Source organism: Sphingobacterium sp. UBA7631 (genome assembly GCF_002483935.1).
Classification (GTDB): domain Bacteria; phylum Bacteroidota; class Bacteroidia; order Sphingobacteriales; family Sphingobacteriaceae; genus Sphingobacterium; species Sphingobacterium multivorum.
The window spans coordinates 1-16,906 of record NZ_DLIX01000004.1 but is presented as its reverse complement, the minus strand read 5'-3'; the positions used below and the strand labels follow the sequence as shown (position 1 = coordinate 16,906).

Annotated in this window: 17 protein-coding genes; 11 read left to right on the top strand and 6 right to left on the bottom strand. The window is 38.8% G+C overall.

All coding sequences use genetic code 11. From position 1 onward, the window contains the following. Positions 1-13: 13 nt before the first annotated feature. Both B3P16_RS04870 and B3P16_RS04865 read right to left on the bottom strand, forming a co-directional pair. Positions 14-730, bottom strand: a complete 717-nt coding sequence (locus B3P16_RS04870) for a 3-ketoacyl-ACP reductase (protein WP_286841597.1) — start codon at positions 728-730, stop codon at positions 14-16. 58 nt (positions 731-788) lie between these two features. Next, on the bottom strand, positions 789-1,376 hold the full coding sequence (locus B3P16_RS04865) for an NUDIX domain-containing protein (protein ID WP_236560231.1): 588 nt from the start codon (positions 1,374-1,376) through the stop codon (positions 789-791). A gap of 22 nt (positions 1,377-1,398) precedes the next feature. Here B3P16_RS04865 and pyrE point away from each other — a divergent pair, with 22 nt between their 5' ends. Together pyrE and B3P16_RS04855 are read left to right on the top strand one after the other, a co-directional pair. Next, positions 1,399-2,049 (top strand): orotate phosphoribosyltransferase, encoded by a 651-nt coding sequence (pyrE, locus tag B3P16_RS04860; protein WP_070567741.1) that lies wholly within the window; start codon positions 1,399-1,401, stop codon positions 2,047-2,049. A 19-nt stretch (positions 2,050-2,068) separates the two neighbouring features. Then, complete coding sequence (locus B3P16_RS04855) at positions 2,069-2,467, top strand: SRPBCC family protein (RefSeq protein ID WP_070567739.1); 399 nt, start codon at positions 2,069-2,071, stop codon at positions 2,465-2,467. Between the two features lie 53 nt (positions 2,468-2,520). Here B3P16_RS04855 and B3P16_RS04850 read toward each other — a convergent pair whose 3' ends face one another. Continuing rightward, positions 2,521-3,237 (bottom strand): superoxide dismutase, encoded by a 717-nt coding sequence (locus B3P16_RS04850; RefSeq protein WP_286841595.1) that lies wholly within the window; start codon positions 3,235-3,237, stop codon positions 2,521-2,523. 261 nt (positions 3,238-3,498) lie between these two features. Here B3P16_RS04850 and B3P16_RS04845 point away from each other — a divergent pair, with 261 nt between their 5' ends. Continuing rightward, positions 3,499-4,545 carry a ferredoxin--NADP reductase gene (locus tag B3P16_RS04845; RefSeq protein WP_115050681.1) on the top strand — a complete coding sequence of 349 codons (1,047 nt, stop codon included), beginning with the start codon at positions 3,499-3,501 and terminating at the stop codon, positions 4,543-4,545. 122 nt (positions 4,546-4,667) lie between these two features. Beyond that, complete coding sequence (locus tag B3P16_RS04840) at positions 4,668-6,596, top strand: acetoacetate--CoA ligase (RefSeq protein ID WP_286768588.1); 1,929 nt, start codon at positions 4,668-4,670, stop codon at positions 6,594-6,596. An 86-nt stretch (positions 6,597-6,682) separates the two neighbouring features. On the opposite strand, the gene B3P16_RS04835 is transcribed toward B3P16_RS04840, so the two are convergent. Further along, the gene (locus tag B3P16_RS04835; RefSeq protein WP_286841593.1) at positions 6,683-8,290 is read right to left on the bottom strand and encodes an acyl-CoA carboxylase subunit beta; all 1,608 of its coding nucleotides are present in this window, start codon (positions 8,288-8,290) and stop codon (positions 6,683-6,685) included. 153 nt (positions 8,291-8,443) lie between these two features. Here B3P16_RS04835 and B3P16_RS04830 point away from each other — a divergent pair, with 153 nt between their 5' ends. From B3P16_RS04830 to B3P16_RS04820, 3 genes are read left to right on the top strand one after another with little or no spacing between them, the layout of a single operon-like run. Further along, positions 8,444-9,592, top strand: coding sequence for an acyl-CoA dehydrogenase family protein (locus B3P16_RS04830; protein ID WP_070567729.1), 1,149 nt, complete (start codon positions 8,444-8,446; stop codon positions 9,590-9,592). Between the two features lie 3 nt (positions 9,593-9,595). After that, positions 9,596-10,438, top strand: coding sequence for a hydroxymethylglutaryl-CoA lyase (locus B3P16_RS04825; RefSeq protein ID WP_115050687.1), 843 nt, complete (start codon positions 9,596-9,598; stop codon positions 10,436-10,438). A gap of 11 nt (positions 10,439-10,449) precedes the next feature. Beyond that, positions 10,450-11,226, top strand: coding sequence for an enoyl-CoA hydratase/isomerase family protein (locus tag B3P16_RS04820; RefSeq protein WP_070567727.1), 777 nt, complete (start codon positions 10,450-10,452; stop codon positions 11,224-11,226). Here the strand turns inward: B3P16_RS04820 and B3P16_RS04815 are convergent, their stop codons facing one another. Beyond that, positions 11,227-11,703: a hypothetical protein gene (locus B3P16_RS04815; protein WP_286841591.1), complete on the bottom strand. Its 477-nt coding sequence runs from the start codon at positions 11,701-11,703 to the stop codon at positions 11,227-11,229. It lies immediately after the preceding gene. Positions 11,704-12,426: 723 nt separating this feature from the next. Between B3P16_RS04815 and B3P16_RS04810 the strand changes: the two genes are divergently transcribed. Genes B3P16_RS04810 through B3P16_RS04795 form a run of 4 tightly spaced genes read left to right on the top strand, consistent with a single transcriptional unit; the run spans position 12,427 to position 15,298 of the window. Next, a complete protein-coding gene (locus B3P16_RS04810; protein WP_286841589.1) occupies positions 12,427-13,278 on the top strand; it encodes an ATP-binding cassette domain-containing protein in 852 nt (283 codons plus the stop codon). Beyond that, complete coding sequence (locus tag B3P16_RS04805) at positions 13,262-14,071, top strand: hypothetical protein (protein WP_286768594.1); 810 nt, start codon at positions 13,262-13,264, stop codon at positions 14,069-14,071. The genes B3P16_RS04810 and B3P16_RS04805 overlap by 17 nt, the downstream gene beginning before the upstream one ends. A gap of 1 nt (position 14,072) precedes the next feature. Further along, positions 14,073-14,456 carry a GntR family transcriptional regulator gene (locus tag B3P16_RS04800; protein WP_070567719.1) on the top strand — a complete coding sequence of 128 codons (384 nt, stop codon included), beginning with the start codon at positions 14,073-14,075 and terminating at the stop codon, positions 14,454-14,456. Beyond that, positions 14,453-15,298, top strand: coding sequence for a hypothetical protein (locus B3P16_RS04795; RefSeq protein ID WP_286768596.1), 846 nt, complete (start codon positions 14,453-14,455; stop codon positions 15,296-15,298). The genes B3P16_RS04800 and B3P16_RS04795 overlap by 4 nt, the downstream gene beginning before the upstream one ends. A 95-nt stretch (positions 15,299-15,393) precedes the next feature. Here the strand turns inward: B3P16_RS04795 and B3P16_RS04790 are convergent, their stop codons facing one another. Continuing rightward, complete coding sequence (locus tag B3P16_RS04790) at positions 15,394-16,431, bottom strand: LacI family DNA-binding transcriptional regulator (protein WP_286841587.1); 1,038 nt, start codon at positions 16,429-16,431, stop codon at positions 15,394-15,396. Between the last annotated feature and the right edge of the window lie 475 nt (positions 16,432-16,906).

Genomic DNA, 16,906 nt, shown 5'->3' with positions numbered 1-16,906 from the left:
AGCTATTCGATTATTAGGGATTTGTAGACCATAAAGAAGCTGATTTTAACATGGCTCTTCTTGGTAGTTTTAAATTAGCAATGATCAGCTCCGCGAAATCTTCAGGCTGAAGAACTTTTTCTGGATCACCATCGGTAAGTCCAAGATCTTTGGACATATCCGAGGCAATCGTACTAGGCATAAGTGTACATACCCGAATATTGTTTTTCCGTACTTCCCGCATTAAAGAATCGGCGAAGCCGATGACGCCAAACTTTGATGCACTATAAGCGGAAGTGGTGGCTGCGCCATTTAATCCGGCAGTCGAAGATATCATAATGATATCGCCTTGATTTTTTTCAATCAGTTGCGGAAGAATAGTTTTTGTAACAAAATATGTACCCAGGAGATTCGTTTGAATGATCGATGTCCAATCGGCAACATCCATGTCGAGCACAGTGGAAAACGATGCTACTCCCGCATTGTTAACTAATATGTCAAAGCTACCGAAGGTGTTTTTCAATCGCTCGATCTCCTCCTGTACTTCACTATAATTTGATACGTCAAAGACGGCATAAGTGACCTCAGTGCCCAGCTCGGCAAGTTCCGTGGCCGTATCCTTTAAAGCAGCTTCATTTCTACCGGTTATCGCGATATGAACACCTTCTTTCGCTAAAGCATAGGCAATCGCTTTCCCCAATCCTCGCGCACCACCCGTAATTAAGGCTCTTTTTCCTGTTATATTTTCCATAATATAAAAATAGGCATGATCTTTTTTATTCCTGTCAGATGATCCTAAAAAAGGCAATTTATTTTGCCTTTTTTAGGATATTTTCGATAATGGGGTAAGTATTGTTGCGTATGTCTTCAAATTGGTCCACATGACGCCATTCTGCTTTTGTGATATCTTCTGCAGTTTGCGGAATCAATTTAGGGACTTTGTTGACTCCCATTTCATACCAGTTCGTTGCTTTTAAGACGAATTCTCCATTTCGCAAAAAATAGGTATGGTATGATGTGGTGATTTTTTTTCCTAAGTAGTTGATTTTGATGCCACATTCCTCTTCAACTTCGCGTACAGCTGCTTCCCGCATTTTTTCATTTTCTTCCACTTTACCTTTCGGAAGATCCCATTTTCCTAATCGGTAGATAAAAAGATAGTCTCCATCACCATTTTTCACCAGCCCACCTGCAGCTTTAATGAGCTTAATTTTATTTTTTAAGTTTTGAAATACGGTTTCAAAATCCTTGTTGATGTAGAGATATGTTTTTGGAACTTTATCAATTTCAGATTGTTTGAAAAGTTTTTGGAGGTCAATCTCTTGAAAACTAATTGTTTGCGGGTTTTTGATTTTCGATGGAACAAAATCTGCTAAAATTAGCACGGTTTCGTTCATATAAATTTTATAAATTTGCGCCATGAATAATTTAAATGAGGTTGAACAAAAAGTTGCTGAATCCTTATTGCAAATTAAAGCAATAAAATTGCAACCTAAAAGTCCTTTTACATGGGCGTCGGGTTGGAAGTCTCCAATTTACTGTGATAACCGTATCACTTTATCTCATCCTGCGATTCGTACATACATTCGTCAAAAGCTTTCTAAGCTTATTCAAGAAGAGTTTGGATCAGTGGATATGATTTCTGGAGTTGCTACGGCAGGTATTCCACAAGGCGTTTTGGTAGCACAGGATTTGGGACTACCATTTTCTTATGTCAGAAGCTCAGCTAAGGATCATGGTCGTCAGAATTTAATTGAAGGTGAAGTAGTTAGCGGTCAACGCGTAGTTGTAATTGAGGATCTAATTTCGACAGGTAAGAGTAGTTTAGTGGCTGTAAAGGCGTTACGTGAGGCTGGCTGCAATGTTGTTGGCTTGGTGTCTATTTTTACTTATGGATTGCAACAAGCTACTGATAATTTTGCTGATGCAAAATGTCCTTATTTCAGTCTATGTAATTATGATGCTTTGATTCAGGTCGCTGCTGAAAATAGTTATGTATTGGAAGAGGATATTGAGATCTTGAAAAAGTGGCGATTGAACCCGGCTACTTGGGGCGACAATTTTCAATAAAGAGGATTAATTTATCGTTATGACTACTATTCAGAATACAACAGAAATCAACAAAAATGTCGGCGAGGTGTATGCGTTTTTGGCGGATCTCAACAATCATGAGCAGTTGATGCCTGAAAATATCTACAATTGGTCTTCGACTACGGACGAGGCGCGATTTACAATACAGAATATGGCAAAATTGGCTCTTCGCGTAGAAGAGCGTGTTGAGAATCATCTTATTAAGTTGACTCCTTTAGAGAAGGCACCTTTTGACGTAACTCTTCGTTGGGAATTGCAAGTTATTGCTGATACAGTGACAAAGGCAACCTTTATCATAGATGCTGATCTCAACATGATGATGAAAATGATCGCTTCTGGGCCGCTTCAAAAATTGGTTGACTTTCAGGTCAACAAATTAAAAGAAAAGCTAGGGTAGGTTGGTTCATAGCGAATATAAAAAAAGCTCGATTAGTAATAATCGAGCTTTTTTTATGCTAGTCTTTCATTGACTTTTTTCCAATTCACAATATTCCACCAATTTTTAATATAATCAGCTCTTTTGTTTTGATAGTGCAGGTAATAAGCATGCTCCCATACATCAAGACCTAAAATGGGAATACCTTTTACCTCTGCAACATCCATTAAAGGATTGTCTTGGTTTGGAGTAGAGCTAATTTTTAAGTTACCTGAGTCATCCAAAAGCAACCAGGCCCATCCCGAACCGAATCGTGAGGTTGCTGCAGCGGCAAACTGTTCTTTGAATTTGTCTAGAGAACCAAATGTCTTATTGATCATAGTCAATAATTTTTCGGATGGCTGGCTCGGCTTATCGGACAGACTTTCCCAAAAAAAGTTATGGTTCCAGGCTCCTCCAGCATTATTCCTTGCTTTTGGAGAGTACTTAGATATGTTTGCTAGAAGTTGCTCCTCTGAGGCTTCCTTGATGTTTTCAGCAAGAATGGCTTCGTTAACGGCATTAATATAGGCCATATGATGCTTTGTATAATGGATTTCCATCGTCAACGCGTCAATATTAGGCTCCAAAGCGGCATAACTGAATGGTAATTTTACTTGGGAAAACTTTAAGGTAGCGGCAAGTAATTCAGTAGCTTTCGCGGAAGCAATATCTTGTAATATTGATCCAGATACAGCGATGCCTAGCGTAGCTTTTGCTGCATTTTGAAGGAAGTTTCTGCGTGTTTGCATATAATCTTATTGTGATTAGTTTTGATATAAATATAACGTGAAATTTTGCAAATATTGTCCAAGAATTGTCTGTTAATTGTAATACAACAAAATTGTTATAAATTCATCTGTAGAGCAGCATGCTTTGTTTCGAATTTTGATGTACGGTAATTTCGCTACCCCTAATTTCTATTGTTTTAAAGGCATTTCATGGCAGTTATAGGACAGGTTGGCTAAAGAATTATAATTGTTTATAAAATCAAATTTAGCTAAGTTTGATCTATGTATACATTAAGGATTTCAAAAATCATCCCCCAACCTAATAATAACCTTACTTTTCAGCTTGAGTCTATAGCAGGAGACTATCCTTCCTATAAAGCTGGGCAGTTTATTACGCTTTCTTTTGTGTTTGGTGACCGTGAGGTACGTCGTTCTTATTCTTTTAATAGTTCGCCGGATAATAATGAGCCCTTAAGCATCACTGTTAAGCGTGTCGAAAATGGGGAAATATCTCGACTGCTCCACCATACTATTGTGGAGGGGGATATCGTCAACGCGATGGAACCTCAGGGTTTGTTTGTATATGAACCTGAACCGGAAAAGATTCGGACCTTATTTTTGTTTGCTGCTGGAATTGGCATCACACCCTTGTACGCTATTCTCAAAACAGCGCTTCTTGCGGAAAGTAAGTCTAAAATAGTGTTAATTTACAGTAATAGTACGCTGGAATTAACACCGTTTCGATCCGAATTGGAGGGTTGGGCAGACCGATTTCCTGATCGTTTAACAATTGTGTGGATTTACTCCAATAGTAAAAACTTGATGAAGGCAAGGTTGAATAGAGATTATATACATGCTATTGTTAACGATCATTTGTTTGGAAATAAGGAAGATGCCTTGTTTTATACCTGCGGTCCTGTGATTTATATGGATCTATGTCGTTTTACCCTTTTGGGGATGGGATTTGATTCCAATCAGATAAAACGAGAGACATTTCTATTGCCCGAAAATGAAGAGGATGATGATGACGAGACCGAAAAGGAAGTTGATACAACGACCTATGCTATCGAATTATATTTTCAAGGCAAAACCTATAATCTTGAAGTGCCATATAACAAATCTATTTTGGACATCGGGCTGGAACATAAAATTAAGTTGCCGTATTCTTGTAAATCCGGTATGTGTAGTACCTGTATTTCACAGTGTACAAGAGGTAAAGTAAGAATGGATTATAATGAGGTTTTAACAGATCGCGAAGTTGAACAAGGAAGGATACTTTTGTGCACGGGGCATCCGGTAGAAATGAATACGGCTATTGAAGTATTATAATTTAACATCTGTATTTAATCCGAAAATACAGTGTGTTGTTATAGGGCGTTATAGCTATTTAAAATTGCATATACACGTAAATTTACCTAAGTTTGAATATAACCGTTTTATAGCTAACTATTATGGGAAAATTACTCTGGAGCCCAACAGAAGAGCAAAAATCTCTAGCTGAGATCAATAAGTTTAAACAATATGTGGAGAATGAGCATGGCTTATTCTTTCCATCCTATCAGGACCTTTGGGCATGGTCAACGACGGAACTGGCTAATTTTTGGAAGAGTATAGCCGCCTATTTTAATTTAAAATTTCATTCAGCTCCTACAAACATTGTCGAGTTACCGGCAGATTCCACAAGCTTTATTGGGACAAAGTGGTTTAGTGGGGCTACTTTGAATTATGCTGAACACGTATTTCGGAACACAACGGAAAAGCGTCCTGCATTAATCTTTCAATCTGAACAGCATGCTAAAAGAGAGGTGTCATGGACTGAGTTGGAATCCATGGTTCTCAAACTCCAAGTCTATTTGAAAGAATTAGGTGTACAAAGTGGAGATCGTGTAGCTGGTGTATTGATTAATGGCATCGAAGCAGTTGCGTTATTTTTGGCTGCTAATTCCATCGGTGCGGTTTGGTCCTGTTGTTCGCCCGACTTTGGAGAGGCAAGTATTCAGGAACGTTTTGAGCAGATTGAACCCAAAGTACTCTTCGCAAATTCCAGTTATTACTATAATGGACGTCTTTTTGAAAAGGCGGAAAGTATTCAGCAACTTTCGCAGCGGCTACCATCATTAGTGGCTTGTGTTTTGATTGATGATCCTATTTGGGAAGAGATTCTGAAAAAGGATCTTACACAAGTTAAGCTCCAATTTACGGCAATGCCTTTTGATGCTCCAATATGGATTTTGTATTCTTCGGGAACTACCGGGAAGCCTAAAGCCATTACACATGGAGTTGGTGGTATGCTGCTGGAACATATGAAAGCACTTGGACTGCATCAAAATGTGCAAGACGGCGATCGATTTATGTGGTATTCTACTACAGGATGGATGATGTGGAATTATGCGCTTTCGGCCCTTTTAATGGGAAATACATTGTGTATATATGATGGAGCTACGAATTATCCCGACAAATTGAGTTTATGGAGGTTTGCACAAGAAAGTAAGGTGGATCATTTTGGCGTTGGGGCTGCTTATCTCATCTCCTGTCAAGATCAAGATTTAAAATCCATGGCTTATCAGCCGAAAACAATAGGGTCAACAGGCTCACCACTTCCGCCAGATGTGTTTGAATGGCTAAATGTACAGTTTCCAAAAAGTCAAATTGTCTCATTAAGTGGTGGTACAGACGTTTGCAGCGCCTTTCTTTCGGGGTGCACTTTGCGTGATGTTTATGCAGGAGAGATTCAATGCCGCACCTTAGGAGCTAAGATAGAAGCATTTGATGAGAATGGTCATCCACTTTATGGGGAGGTTGGAGAACTCGTTATTTTAGCTCCCATGCCCTGCATGCCCATCTATTTTTGGAACGATGGGGCGAATAAAAAATACTTCGATAGTTATTTTGATAAATATAGCGGTGTTTGGAGTCATGGTGACTGGATTAAGATTACTGACCATGATGGAGTAATTATGTACGGGCGTTCAGATGCAACTCTGAACCGTGGCGGCGTACGTATTGGTACTGCGGAGATCTATAATGTTTTAAATAGAACCGAGGGGGTCTTGGATAGTTTGGTTATTTGCGTAGATCATGAAAATGGATCATCTGATATGTTGCTTTTTGTTCAATTGGACACTGGCTTATTGAATGACATGTTAAAAGGTGAGATTAAACGGGTGCTTCGGCAGCAATATAGTCCGCGACATGTGCCTGACGATATTTTTCAAGTAGCGGCTATTCCTTATACGTTAAGCGGCAAAAAACTGGAGCTGCCTATTAAGAAAATCTTTTCGGGGATACCCGTAGAAAAAGCGGTGTCAGTAGACATTATGCGGAATCGAGAATCTTTGTTGGACTTTGAAGCGATTAGCAAAATCTGGAGAAGATCCTAAATATAGCTATAAAATAGCTAATTTAAAAACCCCTCAGATGACGAAGTTTGCCGTTTGAGGGGTTTTCGAATTTAACTTTACTCCACTCAGACCTGTATAACACCTACATTATACCGGTCTAAGATAGGTTTTTCGTTGGCAGCTTCAATTCCCATGCTGATAACTTTTCGTGTTTCTTCAGGTGCTATAATTCCATCAACCCATAGTCTCGCAGCAGCGTAATATGGGCTCAATTGCTCGTTGTACCGGTCTTCGATGGATTTAAGGAGGTCGTTTTTCTCTTTTTCATTAATTTCTTGACCTTTGGCCTTTAAAGCTGATTCTTGGATTTGAAACAGTGTTTTGCCTGCTGCGGCACCGCTCATGACTGCCATTTGGGCGGTAGGCCAAGCGTAGATTAGTCGTGGGTCATACGCTTTTCCACACATTGCATAATTTCCTGCGCCATAACTGTTTCCGACAATAAATGTAAATTTTGGGACTACGGAGTTGGCCATTGCATTGACCATTTTTGCGCCGTCTTTGATAATCCCCCCTTGTTCAGATCGGCTCCCTACCATAAAACCAGTGACGTCCTGAAAAAAAACAAGTGGAATGCGCTGTTGGTTGCAATTCATGATGAAGCGCGCCGCCTTATCTGCTGAATCACTATAGATAACCCCGCCCATCTGCATTTCCATGGTGTTGCCAGGTTTTTTGGCTTTAATGATCTCGCGTTGATTAGCAACGATCCCGACAGCCCAGCCATCTATGCGGGCGAGGCCGCATACAATGGTTTTTCCATAATCTGGCTTGTATTCTTCTAAAGTCTCTGCGTCTACAATCGCATTCAGGATATCCTGCATGCGATAAGGTTTTGTCCTGTCTTCGGGAAGAATCTCTATTATTTTACTCGGATCAGTTTTTGGGGGTAGGCTTATCTTTCTGTCGAAATTAGCTTTTAGATTTCCACCGATTTTATCGATAACATTTTTTATAGCATCTAAACAACTTTGGTCGTCGGGAAATTTATTGTCTGTTACGCCGGATATCTCCGAATGGGTAGAAGCTCCGCCGAGTGTTTCTGCATCTACAGTTTCACCTATCGCAGATTTGACCAAGTAAGGGCCTGCTAAAAATACAGATCCCGTTCCTTCGACGATAAAGGCGTAGTCGGACATAATAGGTAAATAAGCGCCACCTGCTACGCAACTTCCCATAATTGCTGCAATTTGAGGTATTCCCATGGAGGACATTCGGGCATTGTTACGGAATATACGTCCAAAATGTTCTTTGTCCGGAAAGATTTCATCTTGTAGCGGTAAAAATACACCGGCGGAATCTACTAAATAGATAATTGGCAAGTTGTTTTCCATAGCAATTTCTTGTGCGCGTAGATTTTTCTTGGCAGAAATTGGGAACCATGCCCCAGCTTTGACAGTCGCGTCGTTGGAGACAATTACGCATAGTTTGGATTTTACATAACCCAGTACCGCTGCGCATCCTGCGTTTATGCATCCACCATGTTCTTTGTACATTCCTTCGCCGGCAAACATGCCTATTTCAAGATACTCACGGTCTGGGTCCAGTAGATATTCTATTCTTTCCCAGGCTGACATTTTGCCTTTTTCTTTCAGTTTTTTTATTTTATCGATGCCGCCACCGAATTTTAAATTTTCTCTTTTTTGGCGAAGTAATGCGAGTAGCTCCTTCATAATTTATAATCTTGGTTTTAAAAACTGTTAAATTAAGAATTTCTTATTTTTAGATAAATTTAAAATAAAATTTTAAAATATTTGCAATTTTATTCCTAAATATTTTGATATATTTGAATTGAATTACCGATTGTAAATTTAATATTCATGCTTATGTTTATTGAAAATAAACAACAAATGGATATGATCAGACAAAGTGCACGAGATTTTGCACAGTATCATATCAAACCTTATGTGATGGAATGGGACGAAGCCCAAATATTTCCAATAGAAGTTTTTAAAAAGTTAGGCGAACACGGTTTCATGGGAGTAATCGTTCCTGAAGAATATGGCGGATCAGGGCTCGGGTATCAGGAATACATTACCGTTTTGGATGAAATCTCCAAGGTATGTGGTTCAATCGGGCTTTCTGTGGCGGCGCATAATTCCTTGTGCACAAATCATATATTAAGCTTTGCCAGTGAAGAACAGAAGAAACGTTATCTTCCAAAGTTGGCGACAGCTGAATGGATCGGTGCCTGGGGGCTTACAGAAACCGGTTCCGGTTCTGACGCCGGTGGAATGACGACATTTGCGGAGAGAGATGGTGATCATTACGTGTTAAATGGTTCTAAAAATTTTATCACGCATGCCATCAGTTCTAGTGTTGCTGTCGTTATTGCACGAACTGGGGCTAAGGGGGATAAAAAAGGGATGTCGGCTTTCATTGTTGAGAAAGGTACACCTGGATTTACTGCGGGAAAGAAAGAAAATAAATTGGGGATGCGTGCCTCAGAAACTGCCTGTCTTTTTTTTGATAATTGTCGGATTCATCGGGATCAACTCATCGGTGAGGAAGGACAGGGCTTTGTACAGGCTTTAAAATTATTGGATGGCGGACGTATTTCGATTGCGGCACTTTCTTTGGGTATTGCCCGCGGAGCTTACGAGTGTGCGCTGAAATATGCACACGAGCGTGAGCAGTTTGGGAAAAAGATTTACGAATTTCAGGCAGTTTCTTTTGCACTTGCAGATATGGCTACACAAGTAGAGGCAAGCGAATTGTTAACGAGGCAGGCGGGCTATTTAAAGGATCATGGGGACCGTGTTTCTAAAATTGGAGCGATGGCTAAACTTTATGCGTCGGAGGCTGCCGTTAGTGTCTCGAATGAATCTGTGCAGATCTTTGGTGGTTATGGATTTACAAAGGACTATCCTGCCGAGAAGTTTTTTAGAGATGCTAAACTATGTACCATAGGTGAAGGGACTTCAAGTATTCAGAAAATGGTGATCGCCAGAGAGATTGAGAAAGATATTTTATAGCATATGATGAGGGATCAAGTTGTATTGGTTGATTGCCCAAGAGACGCTGTTCAAGGGCTTCATAACTTTATTGAGACAGATAAGAAAATTAAACATATCAATACGTTAATCGAAAGTGAGCTGTTTGATGTTATTGATTTTGGATCTTTCGTTTCGCCGAAAGCAGTTCCGCAGTTGGCGGATACAAAAGCAGTCCTGGAAGGAATCAGAAAGAATGAAAAAGTGAAGTTATTGGCGATTGTCGCCAATCTTCGGGGAGTAGAAGAAGCCGTTCTAGAGGAAAAAATCGACTTTTTAGGGTATCCATTTTCAATATCGGAAACATTTCAACGTCGAAATACCAATATGGGCTTGGCGGCTTCTTATCAGCAAGTAAAAGAAATGAAACTTTTGGCAGACGCTAATCATAAATCTTTAGTTATTTATATTAGCATGGCTTTTGGGAACCCATACAAGGATCCGTGGTCCCCACTTTTGGTAGAAGAATGGATTGGGAAATTATACGATCTGGGTATCCGGGAATTTTCTTTGGCAGACACAACTTCAGAAGCCGATGCGAATCAGATTTCAGCATTATTCACTTTTGTTAAAGCCAGTTTTCCAAAACCGGAAATAGGTGCACATTTTCATGCGAGGCAAGCGGAGAGTCTTGCTAAGATTGAAGCCGCTTATCTCGCAGGTTGCCGTAAATTTGAAGGCGCATTGCTTGGTTATGGCGGTTGTCCATTTGCAAAAGATGATTTGGTTGGCAATATACCTTCAGAACTCTTGTTGCGTTATTTTGGACGAGGAACTGATGCTGAAATACTCGGATTGGAGCATAGCTTCAGGCAAATGATTTTGTAGGGATTTTTGAGATGGAAAAACTAAATTTTATAAAGGTGCACGTTGAGCAGCATGTGTTCAATTTGACGCTAGCTCGTTCGGATAAAAGAAATGCTTTTAGTCCGACTATGGTGAACGAAATTGCCTATGCATTGAATCTGGCGAATAGCAATCCCGATATTCGTTTAGTACAAATAGAGGCTGAAGGTCCGGTGTTCTGTGCGGGTATGGATCTTAAAGCTTTTGAGGATCCTACAGTAGATATTGGTAATCCGGCAATTCCAAAGGTTGAAAAGTCTTTGGCAGAAATATTTGCCTGTTTAGATAAGCCTTCAATCTGTGTTGTTAGGGGAGATGTTATTGCAGGTGGTTTTTTGATTGCATTATCTTGCACTTATTTGTTTGCACTGCCACATGTACGTTTTTCTTTGCCAGAAGTAAAAATCGGACTCTTTCCATTTCAGGTGTTGGCCTTGCTAATGGAATATATGCCTGAAAGAAAAGCGATGGATCTTTGTATCAGGGGAGATTCTTTTTCTGCGGGAGATGCGCTGGATAAGGGTATTCTGTCCGGAATTTTGGATGTTGAAGAAACTGCCTTGGTTGAATTGAGAGAAACTATTCTTAAAAATGCTCCTTTGGCTATATCGAGAGGTTTTGTTGCACTGCGAAGGCTAAAAGAGCAAGATTATGATGATAAGTATAACTTTCTCTTAGAGAGCTTGGCAGATTTGCGTAAAACCAATGATTTCAAGGAGGGAATGGATGCCATGCGTAATAAAAGAAAAGCCAACTGGAAAAATAGCTAATTAAAATGATCGAAAACTCGGTCTGCTTGTCAAGGGAGAGAATTCCCAAGGAATAGAACTAAGGATAATCAGTAAAGCTAGTCCAAACCAGATTAATAATGTTTTAAAACGTCGATCGTTTGTATCGGCGTTTTTGCTTTTATGGGCACCCAATGTCAGGCAAATTGCAGCCATAATCATCATGCTACTGTGCTCCATACCGAAGAAGCGAATTTGCCTCAGGTGGACTGCTTCGTCGAAATGTCGTAGGAAGTACTGTGTGAAGGGGCTCAGTATATAGAGATTAATACCTAAAACTAGCTGAATATAGAAAGAAATAACCGTGGTTTTTACAAGAAATTGATCGATAGGGGAGAATAGAAGCTGCTGTTTTTTCTTATAAAAAAAGGTTGAAAGACTAATTGCTAGTATAATCAGTACTTCCCATCTCCATAAAGAATGCATCGCTAGAATGAAGGGATAAATGTAATTCATCATGAAAACAAAGATGGTAATAAAATAGATTTAAAGCTATTTTAAACTATACCAGCTTATAGAATAGATGCTGGTTTTTCATTAATTGTCTACGTCATCTGATCAAAGGGACTTGTATTTATATGTATTTTTACTTTATATAAGCACTTTATTGTTTTGGTTATTAGGTTGCTTTGTATTGTTTTTAACTCTTGGTTAATGCTGTTGTTATGTGTAATTCGCCGTTTATCTATCTGGCGGAGAATAACGATTAGCTGGACCAAATAGGCTGTCCAAATGATCGAGAACGAAGGTATTCGCTTGTGAATAACTAATGATCGTCTGTATGCCTTATTTTTAGTTGTTTTTAGCCTCTCTGAGGTGATGTTTGTCATTCCCGAAGGGTTTGTGTGGTTTTGATTTGTTTTAGCTGAGAATGCGGCTATTTCGGGTTTTTGAAGGTGGTTGCGATTTGCGTGTTGTTTTTAAGGATAACGCACATCGATAAAAATGATGTTTTATTTGATTACGAATTTCATAATTTATTATAATAACAATTTGTTTATCATAGTATTATGTTTATTATATAAATTGAATGTATATGTTTTATTATGTCCGATCTGCGCTATTAAATTAAAATAATGCCTTAGCGTAAGCAAAGCTCTGCCTGTGTTTTTTTTTAAAATATTTTTGGAATTATACAAAATCCGTTTCTATATTAGTGTATTAATTAAATAATACAGCAGTATGGTTACTATCCAAAATCTAAATTTCAGCTATAGTAAATCAAGGCCCCTTTTTCTTCATATGGATCTTGAATTGAAGCAGGGGTATATCTATGGCCTATTGGGAAAGAATGGTGCTGGCAAATCAACTTTGCTTAAGAATATTGCCGGTTTGGTATATCCTGTTTCGGGGCAAGTTGATGTGCTGGGGCATAACCCTAATCGAAGGGAACCTTCCTTGTTAAGGGAGATTAGTTTTATTCCGGAAGAGTTTTATCTCCCTGCCGTAAAATCAGAACAGTTTCTGAAGGCTAATGCAGGGTTCTACCCCAACTTCGATCAGGTATATTTTGATCAGCTTATTCGTGAGTTCGATATTCCCATTGAGCAAAAACTAGCAAGCATGAGTTATGGACAGAAAAAGAAATATATTATTTCTTTCGGTTTAGCGTCTAACACAAAAGTGATCATCATGGATGAGCCAACGAATGGTTTGGATATTCCTTCTAAGGTTCAGTTTCGAAAGATCATGGCTTCTGCCATTACTGATGATCGATGTGTAATTATCTCCACACATCAGGTGCGTGATCTGGATAATCTTATTGATGCTGTTATTTTACTTGATGATCATAAGGTTGCACTCAACGCTCCGATGCATGTGATTACTGATCGCTTATGCTTTAAAAAAGTAAGAGAGTTGCCTTTGGATACACTCTATTCCGAAGAAGGAGTAGGCGGTTTTAATGTTATTCTCCCAAACTCGGCGGCAGAAGATTCGAAACTGGATTTGGAGTTGCTATTTAATGCAGTGTTACAGTGCAAGGAAAAAATTACGGACCTTATTAAACATGATGAATATGTCAAATCTATTTAATGCTACGCGTTTTTTTGGACTGATTCGAAGACAATGGATTGGTTTTGGGCGAATTTATCTGATGTCAATAGGGATTATTGCCGGGGTAATTTTTGGTTTTTATGCAGTTAACTTGGGATCAAATTATGATGATATCAAAAAGAATACTGTTTATTCGTTGCTAAATTTCAGAGCACCGTTGTTTTGTATCTTGGGACTCTTTTTTGTAACGGTTATCTCGAGCAGTTATTTTGCTGATTTAGGGAAGAAGACCCGGGCGATTTTTGAGCTGATGATTCCAGCGTCACAATTGGAAAAGTTTCTGGTCAGCTTATTCTATACGGTTGTCGTGAGTATTGGTTCATATTTATTGGTCTTTTATTTGATCGATTTGGCATTTGTTTCTTATTTGAGGAGCGTTGGTTCTGTGGTTGTAAATGAAGTACAGCCATCAGGAGAGACGGTCAGTGTGGATCTATGGCAGTACTTTTTCAAGGTTCAATACCCTGAACCGGCTTATTATTTTTGTTTTGTACCAATTCTTCTGAATGCAATTTTCTTACTTGGTGGGATCGTCTACCAAAACTATCAATATGTAAAGACGGCTATTTTTCTTGTGCTTTACTGTGTAGTTTGGATGTGTCTTTTTGTTTACTTAATGAAGACTCAGACCCAAGATACCGTAGGTACAATGGATAATAACTATTGGTCTGATTCAAATCATATTTTTGCATTGATCGGCGCTGTAGGAGTGTTGCTTGCCATAATGATTTGGGCGGTTGCTTTTTTAAGGTTGAAAGAAAAGGAGATTTAATATGGAGTTCAATGCAAATAAAGCCATTTACCTTCAGATTGCTGAGTACGTATGTGATCATATTTTGCTAGCGACCTGGAAAGTGGATGAAAAACTCCCCTCAGTAAGGGAATTGGCAGTTCAGATGGAGGTTAACCCCAATACTGTTATGCGGACCTATGATATGTTGCAGCAGAAAGAAATTATAGCTAATAAGCGCGGGATCGGTTTTTTTCTGACACAAGAATCGGTGAAGAATGTGAAGTTATATAGAAAGGCAATTTTTCTAGAAGAAGATCTTCCCTTGTTTTTTCGTAATATTTATTTATTGGAAATCGGTCTGGATGAGTTAGAGCAACGTTATAGACGGTTTGTAAGTCAGAATTTTAATCAAAATGAGTCATGAAATTAAGTACAAAAATAATAATGGGATTAGCAATAGGCTTATTCGCGGTTCCGATGCTTGTCGCGTCCTACCTTGTTCGTATAAATCGAGTGGATGCGAAAAAATATAATGCTGATGTTGAGCAGGAGGTATCCAAGCCAGGTGCAAAGGATGTTTATTACCGGTCGTTCCCCTTGGCAGCTTTCGATAAGCTTTATATTGTAGGTACCAATGCAAGCGGTGTAGGGTTGTATTGGGTGAAAAGCGATAAGTTTATGGTTAAAGTTAATAAAAGTCAAGCCGACTTTGTGAAAGCGAATGTCGATCAATCTGGCAATCTTACCTTAGATCTTTTATCAGGAGGAGAGGGGGGGTATAAGTCAATCTATATTTTTTCACCTGATCTTAGGGTTTTAAAATTAAAAAATGCGGGTATTAACGAGTTGTCCGCCAGGTTGAACGAATTGACTGTCGTAGGTGATAGCGTTGAGGTATTTTCCCTTGCGGAGAAATCCGTTATAAATACATTGAATCTGAACCTGACAAATTCCACTATTGATGATCTTGGCGGGACGGACAGTAAGGGGAATTCTCTTGTCGGTCGTTTATTTGTTAACACAACGAATAGTGTTTTGGGACTTCCGCGTACGAATTATCAAAGTGCAGATATTGTGGCAAACAATTCAGAAGTTTATTTCAATAGGAAGGGACCTGAAGCCAAAGTAGGTCTTCTGAATATCAAAACTGAAGGAAAATCATCTGTCCGTTTAGATAGTTTGCAATGGGGAACATTGAACGGGAATCTATCCAATGATACTAAAATAGATTTGCCTATACATGCATTGCGATCATTGATTAAGTAAGGTTTAATTGGTGGATGTTGCAGTCGATCGTTAATAGTAGAGATCGGTATTTTCTGAAAAGGTCAAAATTCCATAGTGGGGTTTTGACCTTTTCTTTAAAGGGATGATGTAGATTTTCGGTGTTCGATACTGCAGTCCAAAAAATACGTCTCGAATTCGAAATAATTCTTTTTGTTTTTTTTCTTTAACATCTGCAAGAGAAGTTCTACCGATTTTTCTGCCATAAGCTGTGTTGGCTGGGTGATTGTTGTTAAAGATGGGTTGAGACTGTTGGCAAAAGGGGTGTTGCTAAAGCCAATTAAGTTCATGTCATCAGGAATTTTCACCTCTAATTTATTTAATACGTGCAAAACTTTTAGCGACAAGGTGTCTGTCGTTGAGAGGAGTGCATTTGGAGCGGAGGGCTTATTTAATAACGTGTTTATTTTGCTTTCCAGTTCGTCATCGATATTATCTTTGGGGCTTGAGTAGGATATTTCAACAATATTTTCTTCTTTAAAAGGAATAGAGGCATTAAAGAGGGCATCTTTATATCCTTTTATTCTGCTTACATTTCCACCGATATCTTTGCATAATAAAAGAATGATATTTTCGCGTTTGTTTTTGATCATTTCTTCTGTTGCCTGATAGATGACTTTGTTGTTTTGGATTCCGATTTTAAAGGTGTCGAGTTGATGGTTTATCCGGTCAAAAATAATCACAGGGCAGATCTGTTCCATGATATAAAACAAGAGTGATAAACTTGAATCATTTTTTACAGGAGAAATGATTATTCCTTCGATATTGCTTTGTATGCAAAGTTCCAGTGCTTCCTTTTCTTTTTTCTCATCGTTAAAAGTCTGCAAGAGGATGAGTTTATAATTCGTCTGCGATAGAATGAGGGAGATGTCTTCGTAAAAATCAAAGAAAAAAGAGCTTGAGATAAATGGAACAATGATCGCTAGGGTGTTTGATCGCCCCGTTTTTAAGCTTTTTGCGGAGAAATTTGGTATATAATTAATTTTCTGCGTGAAATCTAAAATTAACTTTTTTGTTTCTGCGCTTATTTCATGGCTATCGTTTAGTGCTTTGGAAATGGTTCCTGGAGATAGGTTTAACTGTTGGCCAATCTCTTTTAACGTAAATCTCTTCATGTGCTCGATCCTCTTTCATTGATTGTAATTGTTCTAGCGTCAATACGATGGTAGATAGCGCTAGAATTATTATTGAATTATCGGTTAGTGTTTTTAATGTATTAAGTCCGAAAATTCTTGAAATTATAAAGATAAGATAAAAAACATGTTTTCAAATGGAGATCAAGAAAAGCGTTGTTGATGAAAAAGAAGTTTTCCGCAAGTGTTAAACAAGAAAAGCTAATCCTGCGATTAGCTTTTCTTTAGTGATCCCGCTGGGNNCACCCCTGAGCCTCCATTGGATCGAACCCGGCCGACCCTTCTTTCGAATCCTAATATCTTTAAAACAAGAAAAGCTAATCCTGCGATTAGCTTTTCTTTAGTGATCCCGCTGGGATTGGCTCAGCCCCTCATTTCCCAAGCGCACCCCTGAGCCTCCATTGGATCGAACCCGGCCGACCCTTCTTTCGAATCTTAATATCTTTAAAACAAGAAG

What these genes read in the sequence shown, in the direction of transcription:
- B3P16_RS04870 (WP_286841597.1), bottom strand. Translation starts at nt 730, where the DNA reads ATGGAAAATATAACAGGAAAAAGAGCCTTAATTACGGGTGGTGCGCGA.
- B3P16_RS04865 (WP_236560231.1), bottom strand. Translation starts at nt 1,376, where the DNA reads ATGAACGAAACCGTGCTAATTTTAGCAGATTTTGTTCCATCGAAAATC.
- pyrE (WP_070567741.1), top strand. Translation starts at nt 1,399, where the DNA reads ATGAATAATTTAAATGAGGTTGAACAAAAAGTTGCTGAATCCTTATTG.
- B3P16_RS04855 (WP_070567739.1), top strand. Translation starts at nt 2,069, where the DNA reads ATGACTACTATTCAGAATACAACAGAAATCAACAAAAATGTCGGCGAG.
- B3P16_RS04850 (WP_286841595.1), bottom strand. Translation starts at nt 3,237, where the DNA reads ATGCAAACACGCAGAAACTTCCTTCAAAATGCAGCAAAAGCTACGCTA.
- B3P16_RS04845 (WP_115050681.1), top strand. Translation starts at nt 3,499, where the DNA reads ATGTATACATTAAGGATTTCAAAAATCATCCCCCAACCTAATAATAAC.
- B3P16_RS04840 (WP_286768588.1), top strand. Translation starts at nt 4,668, where the DNA reads ATGGGAAAATTACTCTGGAGCCCAACAGAAGAGCAAAAATCTCTAGCT.
- B3P16_RS04835 (WP_286841593.1), bottom strand. Translation starts at nt 8,290, where the DNA reads ATGAAGGAGCTACTCGCATTACTTCGCCAAAAAAGAGAAAATTTAAAA.
- B3P16_RS04830 (WP_070567729.1), top strand. Translation starts at nt 8,444, where the DNA reads ATGTTTATTGAAAATAAACAACAAATGGATATGATCAGACAAAGTGCA.
- B3P16_RS04825 (WP_115050687.1), top strand. Translation starts at nt 9,596, where the DNA reads ATGATGAGGGATCAAGTTGTATTGGTTGATTGCCCAAGAGACGCTGTT.
- B3P16_RS04820 (WP_070567727.1), top strand. Translation starts at nt 10,450, where the DNA reads ATGGAAAAACTAAATTTTATAAAGGTGCACGTTGAGCAGCATGTGTTC.
- B3P16_RS04815 (WP_286841591.1), bottom strand. Translation starts at nt 11,703, where the DNA reads ATGATGAATTACATTTATCCCTTCATTCTAGCGATGCATTCTTTATGG.
- B3P16_RS04810 (WP_286841589.1), top strand. Translation starts at nt 12,427, where the DNA reads ATGGTTACTATCCAAAATCTAAATTTCAGCTATAGTAAATCAAGGCCC.
- B3P16_RS04805 (WP_286768594.1), top strand. Translation starts at nt 13,262, where the DNA reads ATGTCAAATCTATTTAATGCTACGCGTTTTTTTGGACTGATTCGAAGA.
- B3P16_RS04800 (WP_070567719.1), top strand. Translation starts at nt 14,073, where the DNA reads ATGGAGTTCAATGCAAATAAAGCCATTTACCTTCAGATTGCTGAGTAC.
- B3P16_RS04795 (WP_286768596.1), top strand. Translation starts at nt 14,453, where the DNA reads ATGAAATTAAGTACAAAAATAATAATGGGATTAGCAATAGGCTTATTC.
- B3P16_RS04790 (WP_286841587.1), bottom strand. Translation starts at nt 16,431, where the DNA reads ATGAAGAGATTTACGTTAAAAGAGATTGGCCAACAGTTAAACCTATCT.